This is a genomic window from Aeromonas sp. HMWF016 (assembly GCF_963878195.1).
GTDB classification, from domain to species: domain Bacteria; phylum Pseudomonadota; class Gammaproteobacteria; order Enterobacterales; family Aeromonadaceae; genus Aeromonas; species Aeromonas lacus.
The window spans coordinates 26,479-43,057 of record NZ_CAWNWX010000105.1 but is presented as its reverse complement, the minus strand read 5'-3'; the positions used below and the strand labels follow the sequence as shown (position 1 = coordinate 43,057).

The window sequence follows — 16,579 nt, the reverse complement described above, 5'->3', positions numbered from 1 at the left end:
GCCAGAATCGCCCCAGATAAAACTGGGTGACATCGGCTGAATGGGCCGCCACCAGCGAGGCGGCAAGAAAGATGATGGCGCCACCCAATACCACGGGGCGACGGCCATAACGATCGGCAATCATGCCTCCCAACAGGACTGTCGCTGCCATGCCGAAGAGATAGATGGAGAAAGCGGTGTGGATCTGAGCCTCGTTCGCCTGCAGGCTCTCGGCAATCCGGGGGACGGCGACCAGATAGAGATCGATGCCGACCGGATAGAGGATGATCATCAGAAAGGCGCACAGCAGAAAAGTTCTCATGGAGGCTCCGTAACAGAAGTCTGGCCCCTGTTCTGCCAAAAGCGCGGCAAACAGCAGGCAAGCGGGTGAATATGCGGGGCACTATAGGGGGGGGCTACCACCACACCTAGTGAAGAGATGGCGATCGATACATTCCAAAATGGAAATATTGTTTCTGCCTATGTGCGATTAAGGCAACTGGATGGACAAGCCGCCAGGCAGAAGAGCACCGTGAGCTGAGTAAAAATAAACGCAATAAAAGTGCACCGGACAATCCCGGCGCACTTGCTTTCAGTAAAACGCTACGCCCGTGATTAGTCGGCCAGCTTGCTCAGAATGGCGTAGGCCGCCTTGACCCGGACATCGTTGGGATAGTTGCGGTTGGCCAGCATGACGATGCCAATACCCTTGGCCGGGACAAAGGCGACATAGGCGCCAAAGCCGTTGGTCGATCCCGTCTTGTTGTAGAGTCGCTGTTCCCCCATATCTTTGGGCGCGGCAAAGCGTTCCACCGGATTGGCCTTGTAGCTCACCGCCGGCGAGTTCCCCGCCAGCAGCACCTGTTCGGTCACCGGATAGGCATAACTCTCCCAGCCCAGCCCCTGAGTCATCTCTCCTATCGAGAAGAAACCGGTATGAGTCATGGCAATGGCCTGCTGCATGGCGGCATCACCCCGCTTGGTCATGTTGGCCTCGACAAACTTGATGAAATCCGCCGAGCTGGTCTTGATGCCATAGGCCTCGTCCGCCAGCACTCCCGGATTGACCCGGATCGGTTTCTCCTCTTTGGCATAGCCGTAGGCGTAATCGCCCATGGCTGCCGCAGGCACCTTGAGGTAGGTGTGGGCAAGGCCGAGCCCCGGCAACAGAGTCTGGCTCATCAGTTGCTCGAAGGGTTGGCCCAGAGAGCTCGCAGCCAGATAGCCGAACAGACCTATGCTGGGGTTGGAGTACTCCCGTTGGGTACCGGCGGCGAAAAGCGGCGCCCACTGGCGGTAGTAGGCTCGCATCTTCTCTGTCGAGTCGACCGCATCAGGGAACTGCAGTGGCAAGCCCCCTGCGCTGTAGGTCGCAAGATCGGCCATGGTCACGTCATCAAAGGCAGACCCTTTTAGCCAGGATGCGTGCTGGCTCACCTTGTCATCCAGCTTGAAGCCCCCTTTCACCACGGCGTAGGCACCGAGGGTCGCGGTCAGGGTCTTACTGACCGAGCCGATTTCAAACAGGGTCTGCTCGCTGACGCGCTGACCGCTCTCCCGGTTGGCAACGCCATAGTTGAAATAGTGGGTCTTGCCATCTTTCAGTACGGCAACCGCCATTCCCGGGATCCGGTACTCCTTGAGCACGGGTTGAATGGTGCCGTCCACGATGGTAGCGAGCGGAACATCCTGCGTGGCAGAAGCGAATGACGAGATCAGCAGGGAACCCAGCGCCAACCGCGAAAGAGTTGTTGGTTGTTTCATGACATCTGTCTTGTGGTGAGTTGAGAAGTGCATCATAAGGACGCTTGGTGAGCTGAGCGTGAACAACTGTGAAGTCGGTGTGAAGTCATTGAAAAAACGGGCCATTTCAATGGTTTTACGGCGTACTGAGCCCGCCCAGAGCGACTGGCGTATAAGCTGTAGGTGCCAAAAGAGAGAAGCAAGATACGGGCAAGCCGAAAGCGGGAGGAATAGTGAAATCACAGGAACAGATCACGGCGGTGCTGACAGCGCTGGAACAGGTGATTCTGGGTAAACCGCTGCAGCTCAAGGTTGCACTGGTCACCCTGCTGGCCCGTGGCCACCTGCTGATCGAGGATCTGCCCGGCATGGGCAAGACCACTCTGGCTCAGGCGCTGGCACAGGTATTGGGACTGAGCTGCCGCCGGATGCAGTTTACCGCCGATCTGCTACCTGCCGATTTGCTGGGCCTGCAGATCTTTGATCCCCGCCAGCAGCACTTCACCTTTCACCCCGGCCCCATCTTCACCCAGGTGCTGCTGGCCGACGAGATCAACCGCGCCAGCCCCAAGGTGCAGAGCGCGCTGCTGGAGGCGATGGCCGAGCAGAAGGTAAGCATCGAGGGGCATACCCATCCCCTCCCCACTCCATTTTTCGTCATCGCCAACCAGAACCCGGCCGATCAGGCGGGCACCTATCCCCTGCCCGAATCCCAGCTCGACCGTTTTGCCGTGCGGCTTTCACTCGGTTTCCCCCCTCGCGAGGCGGAGCGCAGACTGCTGCGCGGCCAGCAGCAGAGCCAGCCCCTCCCCTGCCTGCTGGACGCAAATATCCTGGCCCTGTTGCAAGCCGAAGCCGAGGCCATTCACCTCTCGGATGCCACCCTCGACTACCTGCTGGCACTGGTACAGCAGAGCCGTTTTGATGGCGAGCTGCCGCAGCCCCTCTCCCCCAGAGCGGCCCAAACCCTGCTGGCGGTGAGCCGGGCCTGGGCGCTGGCGGCGGGACGACGCTTCGTCACGGTGGAAGATGTGCAGGCGGTCTTTCCCTATGTGGCGGAACACCGGTTGCGGGGCAGTTTTGGCGTGCAGCACGGCGAAGCCTGCCCCCTGAGCCAGCGGCTGCTGGCCAGCGTCGATCCGGAACGGCCATGACTGGCTGGCGCCAGCTAAGGGATCGCTGGCAGTTGCGCTGGCTTGATCGCCGCATCCCTCCGGCGCGCCAGATCACGCTGGGGCCGCGCAGCCTCTTCATCCTGCCCACCCGCATGGGGTTGCTCTATCTGCTGGTACTGCTCGCCATCTATCTACTCGGCACCAACTACCAGAACAATCTGGTACTGCTGGTCGCCTACTGCCTCGGCAGCCTGTTTATGACGGCCATGTGGCTCACCCATCGCAACCTGCTGGGTCTGGCCTTGATGGGCGGGCCCACCGCCACCGGCGAGGCGGGCAGCCAGCTCCCCATCAGAATACGGGTACAAAGCCCGCGCCCGATCTACGGCGTTCAGTTCACTCTGGGCGATAACCCGCACTGGCAGGCCGAGATAGACTCCACGCCCCTCGACCTGCTGTTGCCGGTCACGGGTCTGCGCCGCGGTCGCCTCCCCCTTGGCCGGCTTAAAGTCGAGAGCCGCTATCCCCTCGGCCTCTTTCGCTGCTGGTCGTTGCCGGATCTGCAACTGGAGGGATGGGTCTACCCCAAGGCTGTCTATGGCCCGCTGCAGGAGGGTGAGAGGACCACGGCCGATGAGCAGCAGGGGGATATGTTGCCAGCCGCCATTGGCGACTTTGATACCTTGCGGGCCCACCAACAGGGCGAAGCCATGAGCCGGATCGCCTGGAAGCAACTGGCACAGGGGCGCGGCCTGCTGAGCAAGCAGTTCTGTGAACCGCATCAGGCTGGCCGCCATCTCAGCCTGTCGCGGGTAGCAGGTGGCAATCTGGAGCAGCGGCTGGCGGTACTTGCCTGGTGGTGCTGCGACTATGGCAAACAGGGGCTTCCCTTCTCCCTGACGCTGGCCCGGGAGACGTTGGGGCCTGATAGCGGCCCCGCATTTGTACAGCGCTGCCTGCTGGCACTGGCGCAACTGGATAACCCGGCAGACGAGGGCAGAACGGATGTTGCTCGATAACCGGCGTCTGCTGCCCCTTATCGCCCTGCAACAGCAGCTGCTCATTGCCGCACTCTGGCCCCAGCTACAGCTATGGGTCATGGCGGTGGGCGCCATCACCCTGTTTACCCGCGCCATGATGCTGTGGCGCGGCTGGCGTCCTCCACCAGCACGAGTGCTGGCGATACTGGCCATCGGCTGTTTGCTGATGCTCCTGCTGCAGTGGCGAGGATTGGGCACCCTGCCCGCGCTGGTCAACCTGCTCTGGCTCGGCTACAGCCTCAAGCTCATCGAGGTCCGGCGCGATCGGGATGTCGAGCAGGTGCTGCTGCTCGCCTTCTTTCTGATTGCGCTGGCACTGGTGCAGCGCCAGAGCATCGGCTGGGCGCTGTTGCTGGCACTCTCGCTCTGGCTGGCGGTCACTGCACTGGTCAATGCCGCAGCCCCGCAGCAGAAGCGTCCATGGTGCAGCGCGGGCGGCGCCCTGCTGCTCGCCCTTCCCCTGCTGCTGACCCTCTTTATCGTGCTGCCAAGGTTGCCACCGCTCTGGCAGATGCCCACCGCAAGCCGAGCCCTGACGGGCCTCTCGGAAGAGGTTGCCCCCGGCGACATCAACGAGCTGGTCAGCTCCTCCGAGCTGGTGTTTCGCGTCACCTTTGCCGATGACCCGCCGCCGCAGTACGAGCGCTACTTTCCGGTCATGCGGCAGGAGTATTTTGACGGACGGCGCTGGCAACTGAGCACCGAGGTGAAAAGATGGCAGCAAACAGTCCCCTTGCTGAACGTGACATCCACGCTATCAGATAGCCCGCTGCCTGCGGGAAGCTATGAAGTGCTCGCAGAGCCACAGCGCCATCGCTGGGCCTTCGCCATGACGGCGCCCCGCGTGGTGGTGGGGCCGGTACAAACCACTCCGATCGCAACCCTCTACCGACAGGGGAGCAACGATCTGGCCATCCGCTATCGGGCAAGCACAGCGACGCTCCCCGACGCGACAGAGCGTGAACGGCAGCGCAACCTCCAGCTACCTGCCAAGGGCAACCCGCAGGCGCGGGCCTATGCCCGGGAGCTTGCCAACCGTTATCCCGAACCGAGCGCGCTGGTCGGGGCCCTGATGACCCGATTTCGCAGCCAGCCTTACACCTATACTCTGACACCGCCGCGGCTTGGCCCGGATGGGGTGGACGATTTTCTGTTCGATACCCGGCGGGGATTTTGTGGCCACTACGCCATGGCAACTGCCTTTGTGCTGCGGGCAGCCGGTATTCCGGCACGACTGGTGACCGGCTATCTCGGTGGCGAGTGGAATCCGCAGGGCAGCTATCTGGCAGTCCGCCAGTTCGATGCCCACGCCTGGGTGGAGTATCTCGACCGGCAGCAGCATTGGCAGCGCATCGACCCGACCGCAGCCGTCGCACCGGAGCGGATAGAAGGCAATATGGCACAGGCGCTCGGCGAGCAGTTTGCCGCTGCCGACCCCCTCTCTTTGCAGCGCTATCGCAGCTGGGCCCTGCTCAACCAGTTGCGTTGGTGGAGCAACAATCTCGACTACCAGTGGAGCCGCTGGGTATTGGGACACGATGCCGGCCAGCTCTGGCAACAGGTTGCGCTGCACTGGCCATTGCTGGCCGGGCAGATCCCCTGGCTTATCCTGCTCAGTTTGCTGCTGGTCGCTCTGATGGTCAGCCTGCCGCTCCTCTGGCCTGCCCGTGAACCCGCAACCCTGCGGATCTGGCAGCCACTGCTGCGTCGGGGAAACGAGGCCGGTTGCACAGTGCAAGCAGGCGAGACGCTGGGCCAGTGGTGTGAACGACTGGCAACGCTGCGCCCTGCTCTATCCCGCCCCTTGCTGCAGGCGGCCTGGATCTACCGGCGCTGGCGTTACGGGCCGCTCACAGCCCATCAGCAGAGACGCTGCCAGCGACAGCTGAAACGGCGAGTGCACCAGATTTGCCAGAGCTGGGATCGCCAGCCATAAGCGCATCACACAAGGCATAAAAGCAGAGAGGGGAGCCACCGGCTCCCCTCTCTTTCACATCATGCAACACGGATTACTTTTTGACAGGATTATCCCAAATACCCTCTTCCAGCTGGGAGCGGATCTCGGGGTACTTGTTGGCATCAAAGGTAGGCACCTTGCCCAGCCTGAGCTGGTCGTTGTAATCCTTCGCCAGCTTGATGGCGACGCCGGAGAGCAGCAGGATGGCCACCAGGTTGACGATGGCCATCAGCCCCATGGAGACATCCGCCATCGCCCAGACAGTCGGCAACTCTCCTACCGAGCCGAACATCACCATCCCCAGCACAAACATCCGGAACAGCATCAGGCCGCCCTTGTGGTTGTGCTCGAGGAACACCAGGTTGGTCTCGGCATAGGAGTAGTTCGCAACGATGGAGGTGAAGGCGAAGAAGAAGATGGCCGCCGCAATGAAGATATTGCCGCCATGACCAATCTGGGAGGAGAGCGCACGCTGGGTCAGCTCCACCCCGGTCACACCGGAGCCCGGCTCAAACTGACCTGACATCAGGATGATAGCTGCGGTACAGGTGCAGATGATGATGGTGTCCATAAAGACCCCCAGCATCTGCACATAACCCTGTGAGGCCGGGTGCGGCGGATAGGGGGTGGCAGTGGCTGCTGCGTTGGGAGCCGAGCCCATGCCCGCCTCGTTGGAGAAGAGACCGCGCTTGATGCCGTTGATCATCGCCTGGGAGATGGCATAGCCGAGCGCTCCCGAACCCGCCTGTTCAATGCCGAAGGCGGATTTGAAGATCAGCATCATCACGTGGGGCAGCTCGCTGATGTTCATGGCCACGATGACCAACGCCAGCAGGATGTAGGCCAACGCCATAAAGGGCACCACCAGCTCGGCAAAACGGGCGATGCCGCGAATGCCGCCGAAGATGATGAGGCCGGAGAGCAGCACCAGCGCCAGACCGCTGACCCAGTCAGGAATACCGAAGGCCACCTTCATCGCCAGACTGATGGAGTTGGCCTGCACCGCGTTGAAGACCAGACCAAACGCCAGGATGAGGCAGAGCGAAAAGAGCACCCCCATCCAGCGCATGCCAAGCCCCTTCTCCATGTAGTAGGCAGGACCGCCACGGTAGTTGCCATCCTCATCCTTGACCTTGTAGAGCTGGGCCAGAGTGCTTTCGACGAAGGCGGTCGACATACCGATAAAGGCGATCAGCCACATCCAGAAGATGGCGCCGGGGCCACCCAGATAGATGGCGACGGCCACACCGGCCAGATTGCCGGTGCCGACCCGGGCTGCGAGGCTGGTGCAGAGTGCCTGGAAGGAGGAGATGCCGGCGTTGTCCGATTTGCGGCTGTTTTTCAGCACGGAGAACATGTGGCCGAAGTGGCGGATCTGGATAAAACCCAGGCGGAAGGTGAAGAAGATACCGACCCCGATGAGCAGGTAGATGAGCACGGCTCCCCACATCAGGTCGTTTAGCATCGCAATCAAGGTGTCCATAATTCTCTCGTTGTTATTCACATCCATGGCCAGTGCAAATCTGCGTACACAGGCCGCTTTCTGTCTGTTGTTTAATTATCGTGTCGCTAAAGGGGCGGAATCTAGCACAGCGGAAGAGCCCGGAATAGTGATCCCGATCACTCTGGACACAAAAAACGAACGGAAAACGCCACTAAAGCTCCATTTAAATCGCAAACTTTCAACAAATCCAATAATTTAATCAGACAAACGCGAATATAGCTCCATAGGAGTATTTTTCTGCCGGCCTATTTCCCTCCGTCAGAAACAGGCAAACGCTTGCATGAAACGGCTTTCAAGAGGGGATATTTCGCAAAACGTTTTCGCTGTAAGAAAATTTCAAGTATGCAACTCAAGAATTTATGTGATCGGCCACGCAAATATGAATATTGGCTAAAAAAAATGGCTTGGCCGCAAACCGGAAACACTCTGCCAAAAATACAAAAAAACCTTATTAATCAGTGGCTTTTTTGCATTAAAACGGAATATCTCAACAGCCTGAATATTTAACAGCCAAGTGCCCCTATTGCAGGAAGCACCACATAAGTATTAATTAGGCAGGCAATGACGATGGGTCATACCCGTCGCGCTTTTCTGAGCCTGAGGCATCAAGATCCTGTAATTTTATTTCAGAACCACCGTCTCAAGCCCGCAACCCAGGGATTACTCCCTCATTAAGAGATGACACTCGCTATGGCCGATAAATTAACCCAGCTGAAAGCCCTGACCACTGTTGTTGCCGACACCGGCGATATCGAAGCGATCAAACGCTATCAGCCCATCGATGCCACCACCAACCCCTCTCTGGTTCTGAAAGCCTCCGAGATCCCCGAGTACGCACCGCTGATCGAAGACGCCATCAAGTGGGCCAAATCCCAGAGCCAGGACAAGGCACAGCAAATCATCGACGCGGGCGACAAGCTGGCAGTCAACATCGGTCTGGAAGTGCTGAAGATCGTTCCGGGCCGTATCTCCACCGAAGTGGATGCCCGTCTCTCCTTCGATACCGACGCCAGCATCGCCAAGGCCCGCAAACTGATCCGTCTCTACAACGAAGCCGGTATCAGCAACGACCGCATCCTGATCAAACTGGCCTCCACCTGGGAAGGGATCCGTGCCGCCGAAGTGCTGGAGAAAGAGGGTATCCAGTGCAACCTGACCCTGCTGTTCTCCTTCGCCCAGGCCCGCGCCTGTGCCGAAGCCGGTGCCTTCCTGATCTCCCCGTTCGTGGGTCGCATCCTCGACTGGTACAAGGCCAAAAATGGCCGTGATTACACTGCCAGTGAAGATCCGGGCGTGGTCTCCGTTACCTCCATCTACAACTACTACAAGCAGCACGACTACCCGACTGTGGTCATGGGCGCCAGCTTCCGCAACACCGGCGAGATCCTGGAACTGGCTGGCTGCGACCGCCTGACCATTGGCCCGGCCCTGCTGGAAGAGTTGAGCAAGGCTGAAGGCGCCGTGGTACGCAAGCTGGACTACACCGGCGAGCGCAAAGCCAAACCGACCCCGATGACCGAGGCCGAATTCCGCTGGGAGCTGAACCAGGACGCCATGGCTCACGAGAAGCTTGGCGAAGGTATCCGCATGTTTGCCATCGACCAGGGCAAGCTGGAAACCATGCTGGCTGGTCGCCTGTAATCGATTAATTTTTCTACTAAAAACCGGGCTCCCTCAGGGGAGCCCGGTTTTTTTGTACCCGACTTTTAGCACGGTCATAGAGCTGTAACGAAAACGTTTTATTTTCAACCTCGTTATGTTATACGGATGGTGAAAACGATAAAAACCAAGGAGGGAGCCATGGAAATGTTCAACTTCGATTATGACGAGGTAGTTGAGCTCGGTTCACGTAGCCGCGGGACAACGGGAAAAAAACGCAAATGGCGCGAGATTGAGGCGTTGAAAGACAAACACCGCCTGCAGAAGGAGCTGCAATCAATCGATATCGCCTATGAAGGTCTGACCGACGAGATTGAGCTGTAATCGAGTCAATCTTGGTAAAAGCGCCCCGCTCACCCGGGGCGCTTTTTTGTTGCCTCCAACCAGCGCTCAGAAGCACACCTGGCAGCTTGTTAGGGGCCATAAAACAAAAGCCCCCGTATCGACGGGGGCTTGATGCAGAGCCAGCGGACTTAGCAGTAGCCGTAGCCCAGCAGACGCTGGTAACGCTGCTCCAGCAGCTGCTCGCTATCGAGCGGACGCAGGGCATCCAGATCCTGCTTGATGCGCGCCTTGAGGCTTTTGGCCATCTTGGCGACATCGCGGTGAGCGCCGCCAAGCGGCTCCTCAACGATGGAGTCGATGAGCTTGAGCTCTTTCAGACGCTGGGCAGTGATGCCCATCGCATCGGCCGCCACGGAGGCCTTGTCGGCACTCTTCCACAGAATGGAAGCACACCCTTCCGGCGAGATGACGGAGTAGGTGGAGTACTGCAGCATGTTGACGCGGTCACCCACACCGATAGCCAGTGCGCCACCGGAGCCGCCTTCACCGATCACGGTGCAGACTACCGGCACGGTCAGCCCGGCCATCACCTTCAGGTTGCGGGCAATCGCTTCGGACTGGCCACGCTCCTCGGCACCCACGCCCGGGTAGGCGCCCGGAGTGTCGATAAAGGTGATGATCGGCATCTTGAAGCGCTCGGCCATCTCCATCAGGCGCAGGGCCTTGCGGTACCCTTCCGGGCGCGGCATGCCGAAGTTGCGCTTGATCTTCTCCTTGGTCTCGCGACCCTTCTGGTGACCAATCACCATCACCGGCTCGCCGTCGAGACGGGCGATACCGCCCACGATGGCCTTGTCGTCGGCATAGGCGCGATCGCCAGCCAGCTCGTCAAAATCGGTGAAGATGTGCTCGAGGTAGTCGAGGGTGTAGGGGCGCTGGGGATGACGCGCCATCTGGGATACCTGCCAGGCACCCAGATCACCGAAGATCTTCTTGGTCAGCTCTTCGTTTTTCTTCTCCAGCCGATGGATCTCGTCTTTAAGATCCACGGCACGATTGCCTTCACTCACATGCTTGAGTTCATCAATCTGCGCCTGCAACTCGGCAATCGGCTGTTCAAAATCCAGAAAAAGACTCATAGGGCCTTAGAACCTCTAATCAAAAACCAACTCGACCCGCTCTCGCCCAAGCAGGACGCGCAAGTCATCTAACAGTTGATCGGTGGGCGTCACCCGCCACTCGGTACCGAGCGTCAATCGCACCCGGGAACCGGGGCGACGATAGTTTACCTGAACCGGACAGACTCCGGCACGGGCGGGCTCCAAAATCTCGCACAAACGCGGAAAAAAGCGATCATCGATACGCTGTTCATCAAGGGAGATGCGAATTGCTCTGGCAAAACGCTCCCTCGCATCGTTGATATCCAGTAATTCACGGGCCGACATTTTAAGGCCACCGGAGAAGTCATCAAAGCTGACCTGTCCAGAAACCACCAAAATACGGTCTTTTTGCATCAACTCTTCGTACTTTTCCAGCGCTTCGCTGAAAAGTGTCACATCCAGACGGCCGGAGCGGTCGTCCAAAGTGAAGATCCCCATCTTGTTGCCGCGCTTGGTCACCATGCTGCGGGCGGCAATCACCAGCCCTGCCGCCGTGGTTACCGTATCGCGGGAAGTAGGATGCAGGTCGCACAGGCGACCCGAGGTATAACGACGCAGTTCGCCGCTGTACTGGTTGATAGGGTGACCGGTGAGATAGAGCCCGAGGGTCTCGCGCTCCCCTTCCAGCCACACCTTGTCAGGCCAGTGCGGCACATTGGCGAACGCCTTCTTGACGTCGTCAATCTCCTCGGTGAGCACGCCGAACATGTCGACCTGCCCCACCGCCTGCGCCTTGGCGTGCTGCTCGGCGGCGCGCATCGCCTCCTCCAGGGTCGCCATCAGGGCGGCGCGGTGGGGGCCGAGCCGATCCATGGCGCCGGAGAGAATAAGCTTCTCCATCACCCGCTTGTTGAGCTTCTTGATGTCGACCCGGTTGCAGAAGTCGAACAGATCGCGGAACGGGCCGTCCCGATCCCGCGCGTCCAGAATCGCGTCGATGGGGCCTTCACCGACCCCTTTCACCGCGCCGATACCGTAGACGATGTGACCGTCTTCATTGACGCTGAAGCGATAGCGGCCGGTGTTCACGTCCGGCGGGATCACGGTCAGCCCCATCCGCTGGCACTCGTCCACCAGGGTCACGATCTTGTCGGTGTTGTCCATATCGGCGGTCATGACCGCCGCCATGAACTCGGCCGGGAAGTGGGTCTTGAGCCAGAGGGTCTGGTAGGAGACCAGCGCATAGGCAGCGGAGTGCGACTTGTTGAAGCCGTAGCCCGCAAACTTCTCCACCAGATCGAAGATCTTCATCGCCAGTTCGCCGTCGACGCCATTCTTGATGGCGCCCTCTTCGAAACCGGCCCGCTGCTTGGCCATCTCCTCGGGCTTTTTCTTACCCATCGCCCGGCGCAGCATGTCCGCGCCACCGAGCGTGTAGCCCGCCAGGGTCTGGGCAATCTGCATCACCTGCTCCTGATAGAGGATGATGCCGTAGGTGGGTTCCAGAATCGGTTTCAGGCTCTCGTGCTGCCACTTTTCGTCCGGATAGGAGATGGCTTCATTACCGTGTTTACGGTCGATGAAGTTATCCACCATGCCTGACTGGAGCGGGCCCGGACGGAACAGCGCCACCAGTGCGATCATGTCTTCGAAACAGTCGGGCTGCAGCCGCTTGATGAGGTCCTTCATACCGCGGGATTCAAGCTGGAATACCGCTGTGGTCTCGTAGCGCTGCAGCAGGTCGAACGAGCGCTTGTCATCAATGGGGATGGCGGCGATGTCGACCGGCGGCTTGCCCTCTTTGGCAAGACGCGGGTTAATCATGCCGAGCGCCCAGTCGATGATGGTGAGCGTTCGCAGACCCAGGAAGTCGAACTTCACCAGACCGGCGTATTCCACGTCGTTCTTGTCGAACTGGGTGACCGGGTGTGCCCCCTCGTCATCACAGTAGAGCGGTGCAAAGTCGGTGATCTTGGTGGGCGCGATCACCACGCCACCGGCGTGTTTACCGGCGTTGCGCACCACCCCCTCCAGCCGGCGAGCCATGTCGATGAGGTCTTTGACCTCCTCATCCTGCTCGTAGAGCTCGGGCAGCTTGGGCTCGGCCTCAAACGCCTTGGCGAGCGTCATGCCCGGATCCGGCGGGATCAGCTTGGAAATACGATCGACAAAGCCATAGGCGTGACCCAGTACACGGCCCACATCCCGCACCACCGCCTTGGCCGCCATGCTGCCGAAGGTGATGATCTGCGACACCGCCTCCCGACCATACATGTCGGAGACGTGCTCGATCACCTCGTCGCGCCGGTCCATACAGAAGTCGACGTCGAAGTCGGGCATGGATACCCGCTCCGGGTTCAAGAAACGTTCGAACAGCAGGTCAAATTCCAGCGGGTCGAGGTCGGTGATCTTGAGAGCGTAGGCCACCAGAGAACCCGCACCCGAACCCCGGCCCGGGCCAACGGGGATGCCGTTATCCTTGGACCACTGGATAAACTCCATCACGATGAGGAAGTAACCCGGGAAGCCCATCTGGTTGATCACTTTCAACTCGATGTCGAGACGCTCGTCATACTCGGGACGGCGCTCGGCCCGCACAGCCGGATCCGGAAACAGGAACTCGAGACGCTCCTCCAGACCCTCTTTCGATTTGGCCACCAGAAAATCTTCGGTGGTCATATCGCCGGTCGGGAAGTTGGGCAGGAAGTATTCGCCGAGACGCACCGTCACGTTGCAGCGCTTGGCGATCTCCACCGTGTTCTCCAGCGCTTCCGGGATGTCGGCAAACAGCTCGCACATCTCCTCCTGGCTGCGCAGATACTGCTGCGGGCTATAGCGACGGGGACGGCGCTTGTCCATCAGGGTATAGCCATCGTGGATGGCGACCCGGATCTCGTGGGCGTCGAAGTCATCGGCGTTGAGGAACACCACCTCGTTGGTCGCCACTACCGGCAGCGCGAACTCGGTGGCAATCGCCACCGCCATGTGCAGATAGACTTCCTCGTCGGAGCGGCCGGTGCGCAGCAGCTCGAGGTAATAGGCATCGGGGAAGTGGGTCTGATAGAAGGCGACGCACTGCTCGGTCATCTGGCGGTTGCCCTTGAGCAGGAACTTGCCAACATCCCCCTCGCGCCCGCCGGAGAGCACGATCACCCCCTTGGCGTGTTCGGCAAGCCAGGCCTTGTCGATGACCGGACGCCCCTGCACATGGCCGCGCTGATAACCGCGGGAGATGAGCAGAGTGATGTTCTGGTAGCCCTCGTTGTCCATGGCAAGCAGGGTGAGGCGGAACTGCTCGTCACCGAGCTCCTCGCTCTGCACCCAGAAGTCGGCCCCGACGATGGGTTTGATCCCCTTGCCGTGGGCGGCACCATAGAAGCGCACCAGACCGCACATGTTCATCTGGTCGGTCAGGGCAATCGCCGGCATATTATCGGCCGCGGCAGCTCCGACGATCGGGTTGATCTTCTGCAGTCCATCCACCATGGAGAAGTCGGTGTGGACTCGCAAATGGATAAAACGGGGGTCAGCCATCGTCATGCCCTCTCATTACGCAAGCAGAACCAGCCAAGGCAGAAATCGTTCAGACAGATCCGCATGGATTATTCGAGCCCCAGTGCGCGGCGCACCGGCTTGAAGCTTTTGCGATATTCGGGCAGCGGGCCGCGCTCGGCCAGAATGGCGAGGTGCTCCGCAGTCGGATAACCCTTGTGGCGGACAAAACCGTACTCGGGATGACGGCTGTCCAGCTCGGTCATCTCCGTATCACGGGTCACCTTGGCGAGGATCGAGGCGGCGCTGATGGCGGCCACCAGACTATCGCCCTTGACCACGGCGCGCGCCTCCATCGGCAGAGCCGGGCAGCGGTTGCCATCGATAAAGACCAGCTCGGGCGTCACCTTCAGCCCCGCCACGGCACGCTGCATCGCCAGCATGGTGGCGTGCAGGATGTTGAGCTCGTCGATCTCCTCCGGTGTGGCCCGGCCGATGGCGAAGGCCAGCGCCTTCTCCCTGATCTCGTCAAACAGGGCGAGGCGCTTCTTCTCGGAGAGTTTTTTGGAGTCCGCCAACCCCGCAATCGGATTGGCCGGGTCGAGAATGACCGCGGCAGTGACCACATCCCCCACCAGGGGGCCACGGCCCACTTCGTCCACACCGGCAACCAGCTTGTCGTCAGGAATATCGATCATCATCTTGTAGCCTTGAATCAAAACAGGCCCCGCAGGGCCTGACGTCGCGTTGGCACAGCCCCTGCGGCCGCCCGGGCACTATCTGCCGAGCAGCTCTGCTACCGCCTCGGCAGCCTGCAGATCGGCGTTGCAGCGAATGAGTTGATGGAGCTCGGTGAAAGTGTTGACCAGCGCACTGTTGTCGTGCTCGAAATACTTGCTCACCTCTTCCACCAGATTCTCCGGGGTGCATTCGTGCTGGATCAACTCCGGCACCAGCATGCGACCGGCGAGCAGGTTGGGCAGGGAGACAAATTCGGTCTTCACCAGCCGCTGGGCCAGCCAGTAGCTGAACGGCTTGAGCTTGTAGCCCACCACCATCGGCTTTTTCACCAGCATGGCTTCGAGCGCCGCCGTGCCGGAAGCCAGCATCACCACGTCGGCGGCGATCATCGCCTCGCGGCCCTGGCCATCGAGCAGCACCATATCGAGCGTGGGGGCCAGCTCGGCCTTGATGGCCATAAACTGCTCACGGCGTTTTTCGTTGACCAGCGGCACGATAAAACCGAGATCCGGATAGCGCACGGTCAGGTGCTTGCACGCCTCGAGAAACAGGGGGGACATAAAGCCCACTTCTGCGGTGCGACTACCCGGCAGCACCGCCAGCCAGCGGCGATTGGCATCAATGCCCAGCTTGCGGCGCACCGCAGCCTGATCCGGCACCAGCGCAATGTCATCCGCCATGGTGTGGCCGACAAAACGGCAAGGGGCCTCGAAACGGTCGTAGAAAGCTTTCTCGAACGGCAGGAAGGCGAGCACCATGTCGGTGGCGGCCTTGATCTTGTGAATGCGGTTCTGACGCCATGCCCACACCGAGGGACTGACATAGTGAACCGTCTTGATACCGGCGCGGCGCAGTTTCAGCTCCACCCCGATATTGAAATCCGGTGCATCCACGCCGATGAAGATATCGGGCGGATTGGCAATAAAGTGGCGCAGCAGTTCGCGACGAACCTTGAGGATGCGCGGCAGACGCCCCAGCACCTCGGTGATCCCCATGACGGAGAGCTCTTCCATCTCGAACAGGGCCTTGACGCCGAGGGCCTGCATGCGCGGCCCGGCGATCCCTTCAAACTGCGCGTCCGGGTAGCGGACTTGCAGCTCGCGCACCAGACCGGCAGCCAGAATATCGCCGGAGACCTCTCCGGCGACGATACCGATACGAACCGGATCAGGCACGGATGATCCCGCGCTCGTTGTCTTTGAGGAAGTCCACATAGAGCTGGACGGCCGGTTCGGTTTGCGCCATCTCGATCAGCACCGGCAGCACCTCTTCGATGGTCTTGCCGGAGCGGAAGATCTCTTTGTAGGCACGCTTGACGGCAGAGATGGCCTCCGCGCTGAAACCGCGGCGACGCAGACCTTCGGAGTTGACTCCGAACGGCTTGGCGTAGTTGCCGGCGGCCATCACGTAGGGCGGCACATCCTTGTTCAGGGCGGCGCAGCCACCGACGAAGGCGTGGGAGCCAACGCGGCCGAACTGGTGAATGGCAGAGAGACCACCGAAGATCACGAAATCGCCGATCACCACGTGGCCCGCCAGGGTCGCGTTGTTGGCGAAAATGCAGTTGTCACCGATGATGCAGTCGTGGGCAACGTGAACGTTGACCATGAACAGGTTACCGCTACCCACCTTGGTCAGGCTCTGATCCTGAATGGTGCCACGGTGTACAGTGCAGTTCTCGCGAAAGACGTTGTTGTCGCCAATCTCGAGGAAGGTGCGTTCGCCGGCGTACTTCTTGTCCTGGCAATCCTCACCGATGGAGGTGTGCTGGAAGATCTTGTTGCCACGACCAATCTTGGTCGGCCCCTTGATCACCACGTGGGAGCCCACCCAGGTATTGTCGCCGATTTCTACCTCGGCGCCGATGACAGAAAAGGGGCCGATTTCAACCCCTTTACCGATCACGGCAGACTCATGGACGATAGCAGTATCGTGAATGGTGGCAGTCTGGTCGATCACGTGTG

General features: G+C 60.1%; 13 protein-coding genes. 5 read left to right on the top strand and 8 right to left on the bottom strand.

Annotated features, from left to right (window positions below):
* The coding region (locus AACS24_RS17630) for an MFS transporter (RefSeq protein WP_146181406.1) at window positions 1-301 on the bottom strand (301 nt) is incomplete at its 3' end.
* 293 nt (window positions 302-594) lie between these two features.
* Window positions 595-1,743, bottom strand: a complete 1,149-nt coding sequence (gene ampC / locus AACS24_RS17625) for an FOX/MOX family class C beta-lactamase (protein WP_108570444.1) — start codon at window positions 1,741-1,743, stop codon at window positions 595-597.
* A 212-nt stretch (window positions 1,744-1,955) separates the two neighbouring features.
* Between ampC and AACS24_RS17620 the strand changes: the two genes are divergently transcribed.
* Genes AACS24_RS17620 through AACS24_RS17610 form a run of 3 tightly spaced genes read left to right on the top strand, consistent with a single transcriptional unit; the run spans window position 1,956 to window position 5,813 of the window.
* On the top strand, window positions 1,956-2,876 hold the full coding sequence (locus tag AACS24_RS17620; protein ID WP_108570443.1) for an AAA family ATPase: 921 nt from the start codon (window positions 1,956-1,958) through the stop codon (window positions 2,874-2,876).
* Window positions 2,873-3,856, top strand: a complete 984-nt coding sequence (locus AACS24_RS17615) for a DUF58 domain-containing protein (protein ID WP_108570442.1) — start codon at window positions 2,873-2,875, stop codon at window positions 3,854-3,856. The genes AACS24_RS17620 and AACS24_RS17615 overlap by 4 nt, the downstream gene beginning before the upstream one ends.
* Entirely contained in the window at window positions 3,843-5,813 is a 1,971-nt protein-coding gene (locus AACS24_RS17610) for a transglutaminase TgpA family protein (RefSeq protein WP_108570441.1), read from the top strand. Before AACS24_RS17615 ends, AACS24_RS17610 begins: the two co-directional genes overlap by 14 nt.
* Before the next feature lie 73 nt (window positions 5,814-5,886).
* Here the strand turns inward: AACS24_RS17610 and AACS24_RS17605 are convergent, their stop codons facing one another.
* The gene (locus tag AACS24_RS17605; protein WP_033116082.1) at window positions 5,887-7,317 is read right to left on the bottom strand and encodes an alanine/glycine:cation symporter family protein; all 1,431 of its coding nucleotides are present in this window, start codon (window positions 7,315-7,317) and stop codon (window positions 5,887-5,889) included.
* Window positions 7,318-8,028: 711 nt separating this feature from the next.
* Here AACS24_RS17605 and tal point away from each other — a divergent pair.
* Window positions 8,029-8,979: a transaldolase gene (tal, locus tag AACS24_RS17600; protein WP_033116083.1), complete on the top strand. Its 951-nt coding sequence runs from the start codon at window positions 8,029-8,031 to the stop codon at window positions 8,977-8,979.
* Between the two features lie 159 nt (window positions 8,980-9,138).
* Window positions 9,139-9,321, top strand: a complete 183-nt coding sequence (locus tag AACS24_RS17595; RefSeq protein WP_005338547.1) for a DUF3545 family protein — start codon at window positions 9,139-9,141, stop codon at window positions 9,319-9,321.
* Between the two features lie 149 nt (window positions 9,322-9,470).
* Here the strand turns inward: AACS24_RS17595 and accA are convergent, their stop codons facing one another.
* From accA to lpxA, 5 genes are all read right to left on the bottom strand, one after another.
* Entirely contained in the window at window positions 9,471-10,421 is a 951-nt protein-coding gene (gene accA, locus AACS24_RS17590; RefSeq protein ID WP_108570439.1) for an acetyl-CoA carboxylase carboxyl transferase subunit alpha, read from the bottom strand.
* 15 nt (window positions 10,422-10,436) lie between these two features.
* Window positions 10,437-13,916, bottom strand: coding sequence for a DNA polymerase III subunit alpha (dnaE, locus tag AACS24_RS17585; RefSeq protein ID WP_108570446.1), 3,480 nt, complete (start codon window positions 13,914-13,916; stop codon window positions 10,437-10,439).
* A gap of 68 nt (window positions 13,917-13,984) precedes the next feature.
* Window positions 13,985-14,575, bottom strand: coding sequence for a ribonuclease HII (rnhB, locus tag AACS24_RS17580; protein WP_108570438.1), 591 nt, complete (start codon window positions 14,573-14,575; stop codon window positions 13,985-13,987).
* A gap of 75 nt (window positions 14,576-14,650) precedes the next feature.
* A complete protein-coding gene (gene lpxB, locus AACS24_RS17575) occupies window positions 14,651-15,790 on the bottom strand; it encodes a lipid-A-disaccharide synthase (RefSeq protein WP_108570437.1) in 1,140 nt (379 codons plus the stop codon).
* On the bottom strand, window positions 15,783-16,574 hold the full coding sequence (gene lpxA, locus AACS24_RS17570; protein ID WP_108570436.1) for an acyl-ACP--UDP-N-acetylglucosamine O-acyltransferase: 792 nt from the start codon (window positions 16,572-16,574) through the stop codon (window positions 15,783-15,785). Before lpxA ends, lpxB begins: the two co-directional genes overlap by 8 nt.
* Window positions 16,575-16,579 lie beyond the last annotated feature (5 nt).

Excerpts from the sequence above, each read along its gene's own strand:
- ampC (WP_108570444.1), bottom strand. The coding sequence starts at position 1,743 with ATGAAACAACCAACAACTCTTTCGCGGTTGGCGCTGGGTTCCCTGCTG.
- AACS24_RS17615 (WP_108570442.1), top strand. The coding sequence starts at position 2,873 with ATGACTGGCTGGCGCCAGCTAAGGGATCGCTGGCAGTTGCGCTGGCTT.
- AACS24_RS17610 (WP_108570441.1), top strand. The coding sequence starts at position 3,843 with ATGTTGCTCGATAACCGGCGTCTGCTGCCCCTTATCGCCCTGCAACAG.
- AACS24_RS17605 (WP_033116082.1), bottom strand. The coding sequence starts at position 7,317 with ATGGACACCTTGATTGCGATGCTAAACGACCTGATGTGGGGAGCCGTG.
- tal (WP_033116083.1), top strand. The coding sequence starts at position 8,029 with ATGGCCGATAAATTAACCCAGCTGAAAGCCCTGACCACTGTTGTTGCC.
- AACS24_RS17595 (WP_005338547.1), top strand. The coding sequence starts at position 9,139 with ATGGAAATGTTCAACTTCGATTATGACGAGGTAGTTGAGCTCGGTTCA.
- accA (WP_108570439.1), bottom strand. The coding sequence starts at position 10,421 with ATGAGTCTTTTTCTGGATTTTGAACAGCCGATTGCCGAGTTGCAGGCG.
- dnaE (WP_108570446.1), bottom strand. The coding sequence starts at position 13,916 with ATGGCTGACCCCCGTTTTATCCATTTGCGAGTCCACACCGACTTCTCC.
- rnhB (WP_108570438.1), bottom strand. The coding sequence starts at position 14,575 with ATGATGATCGATATTCCTGACGACAAGCTGGTTGCCGGTGTGGACGAA.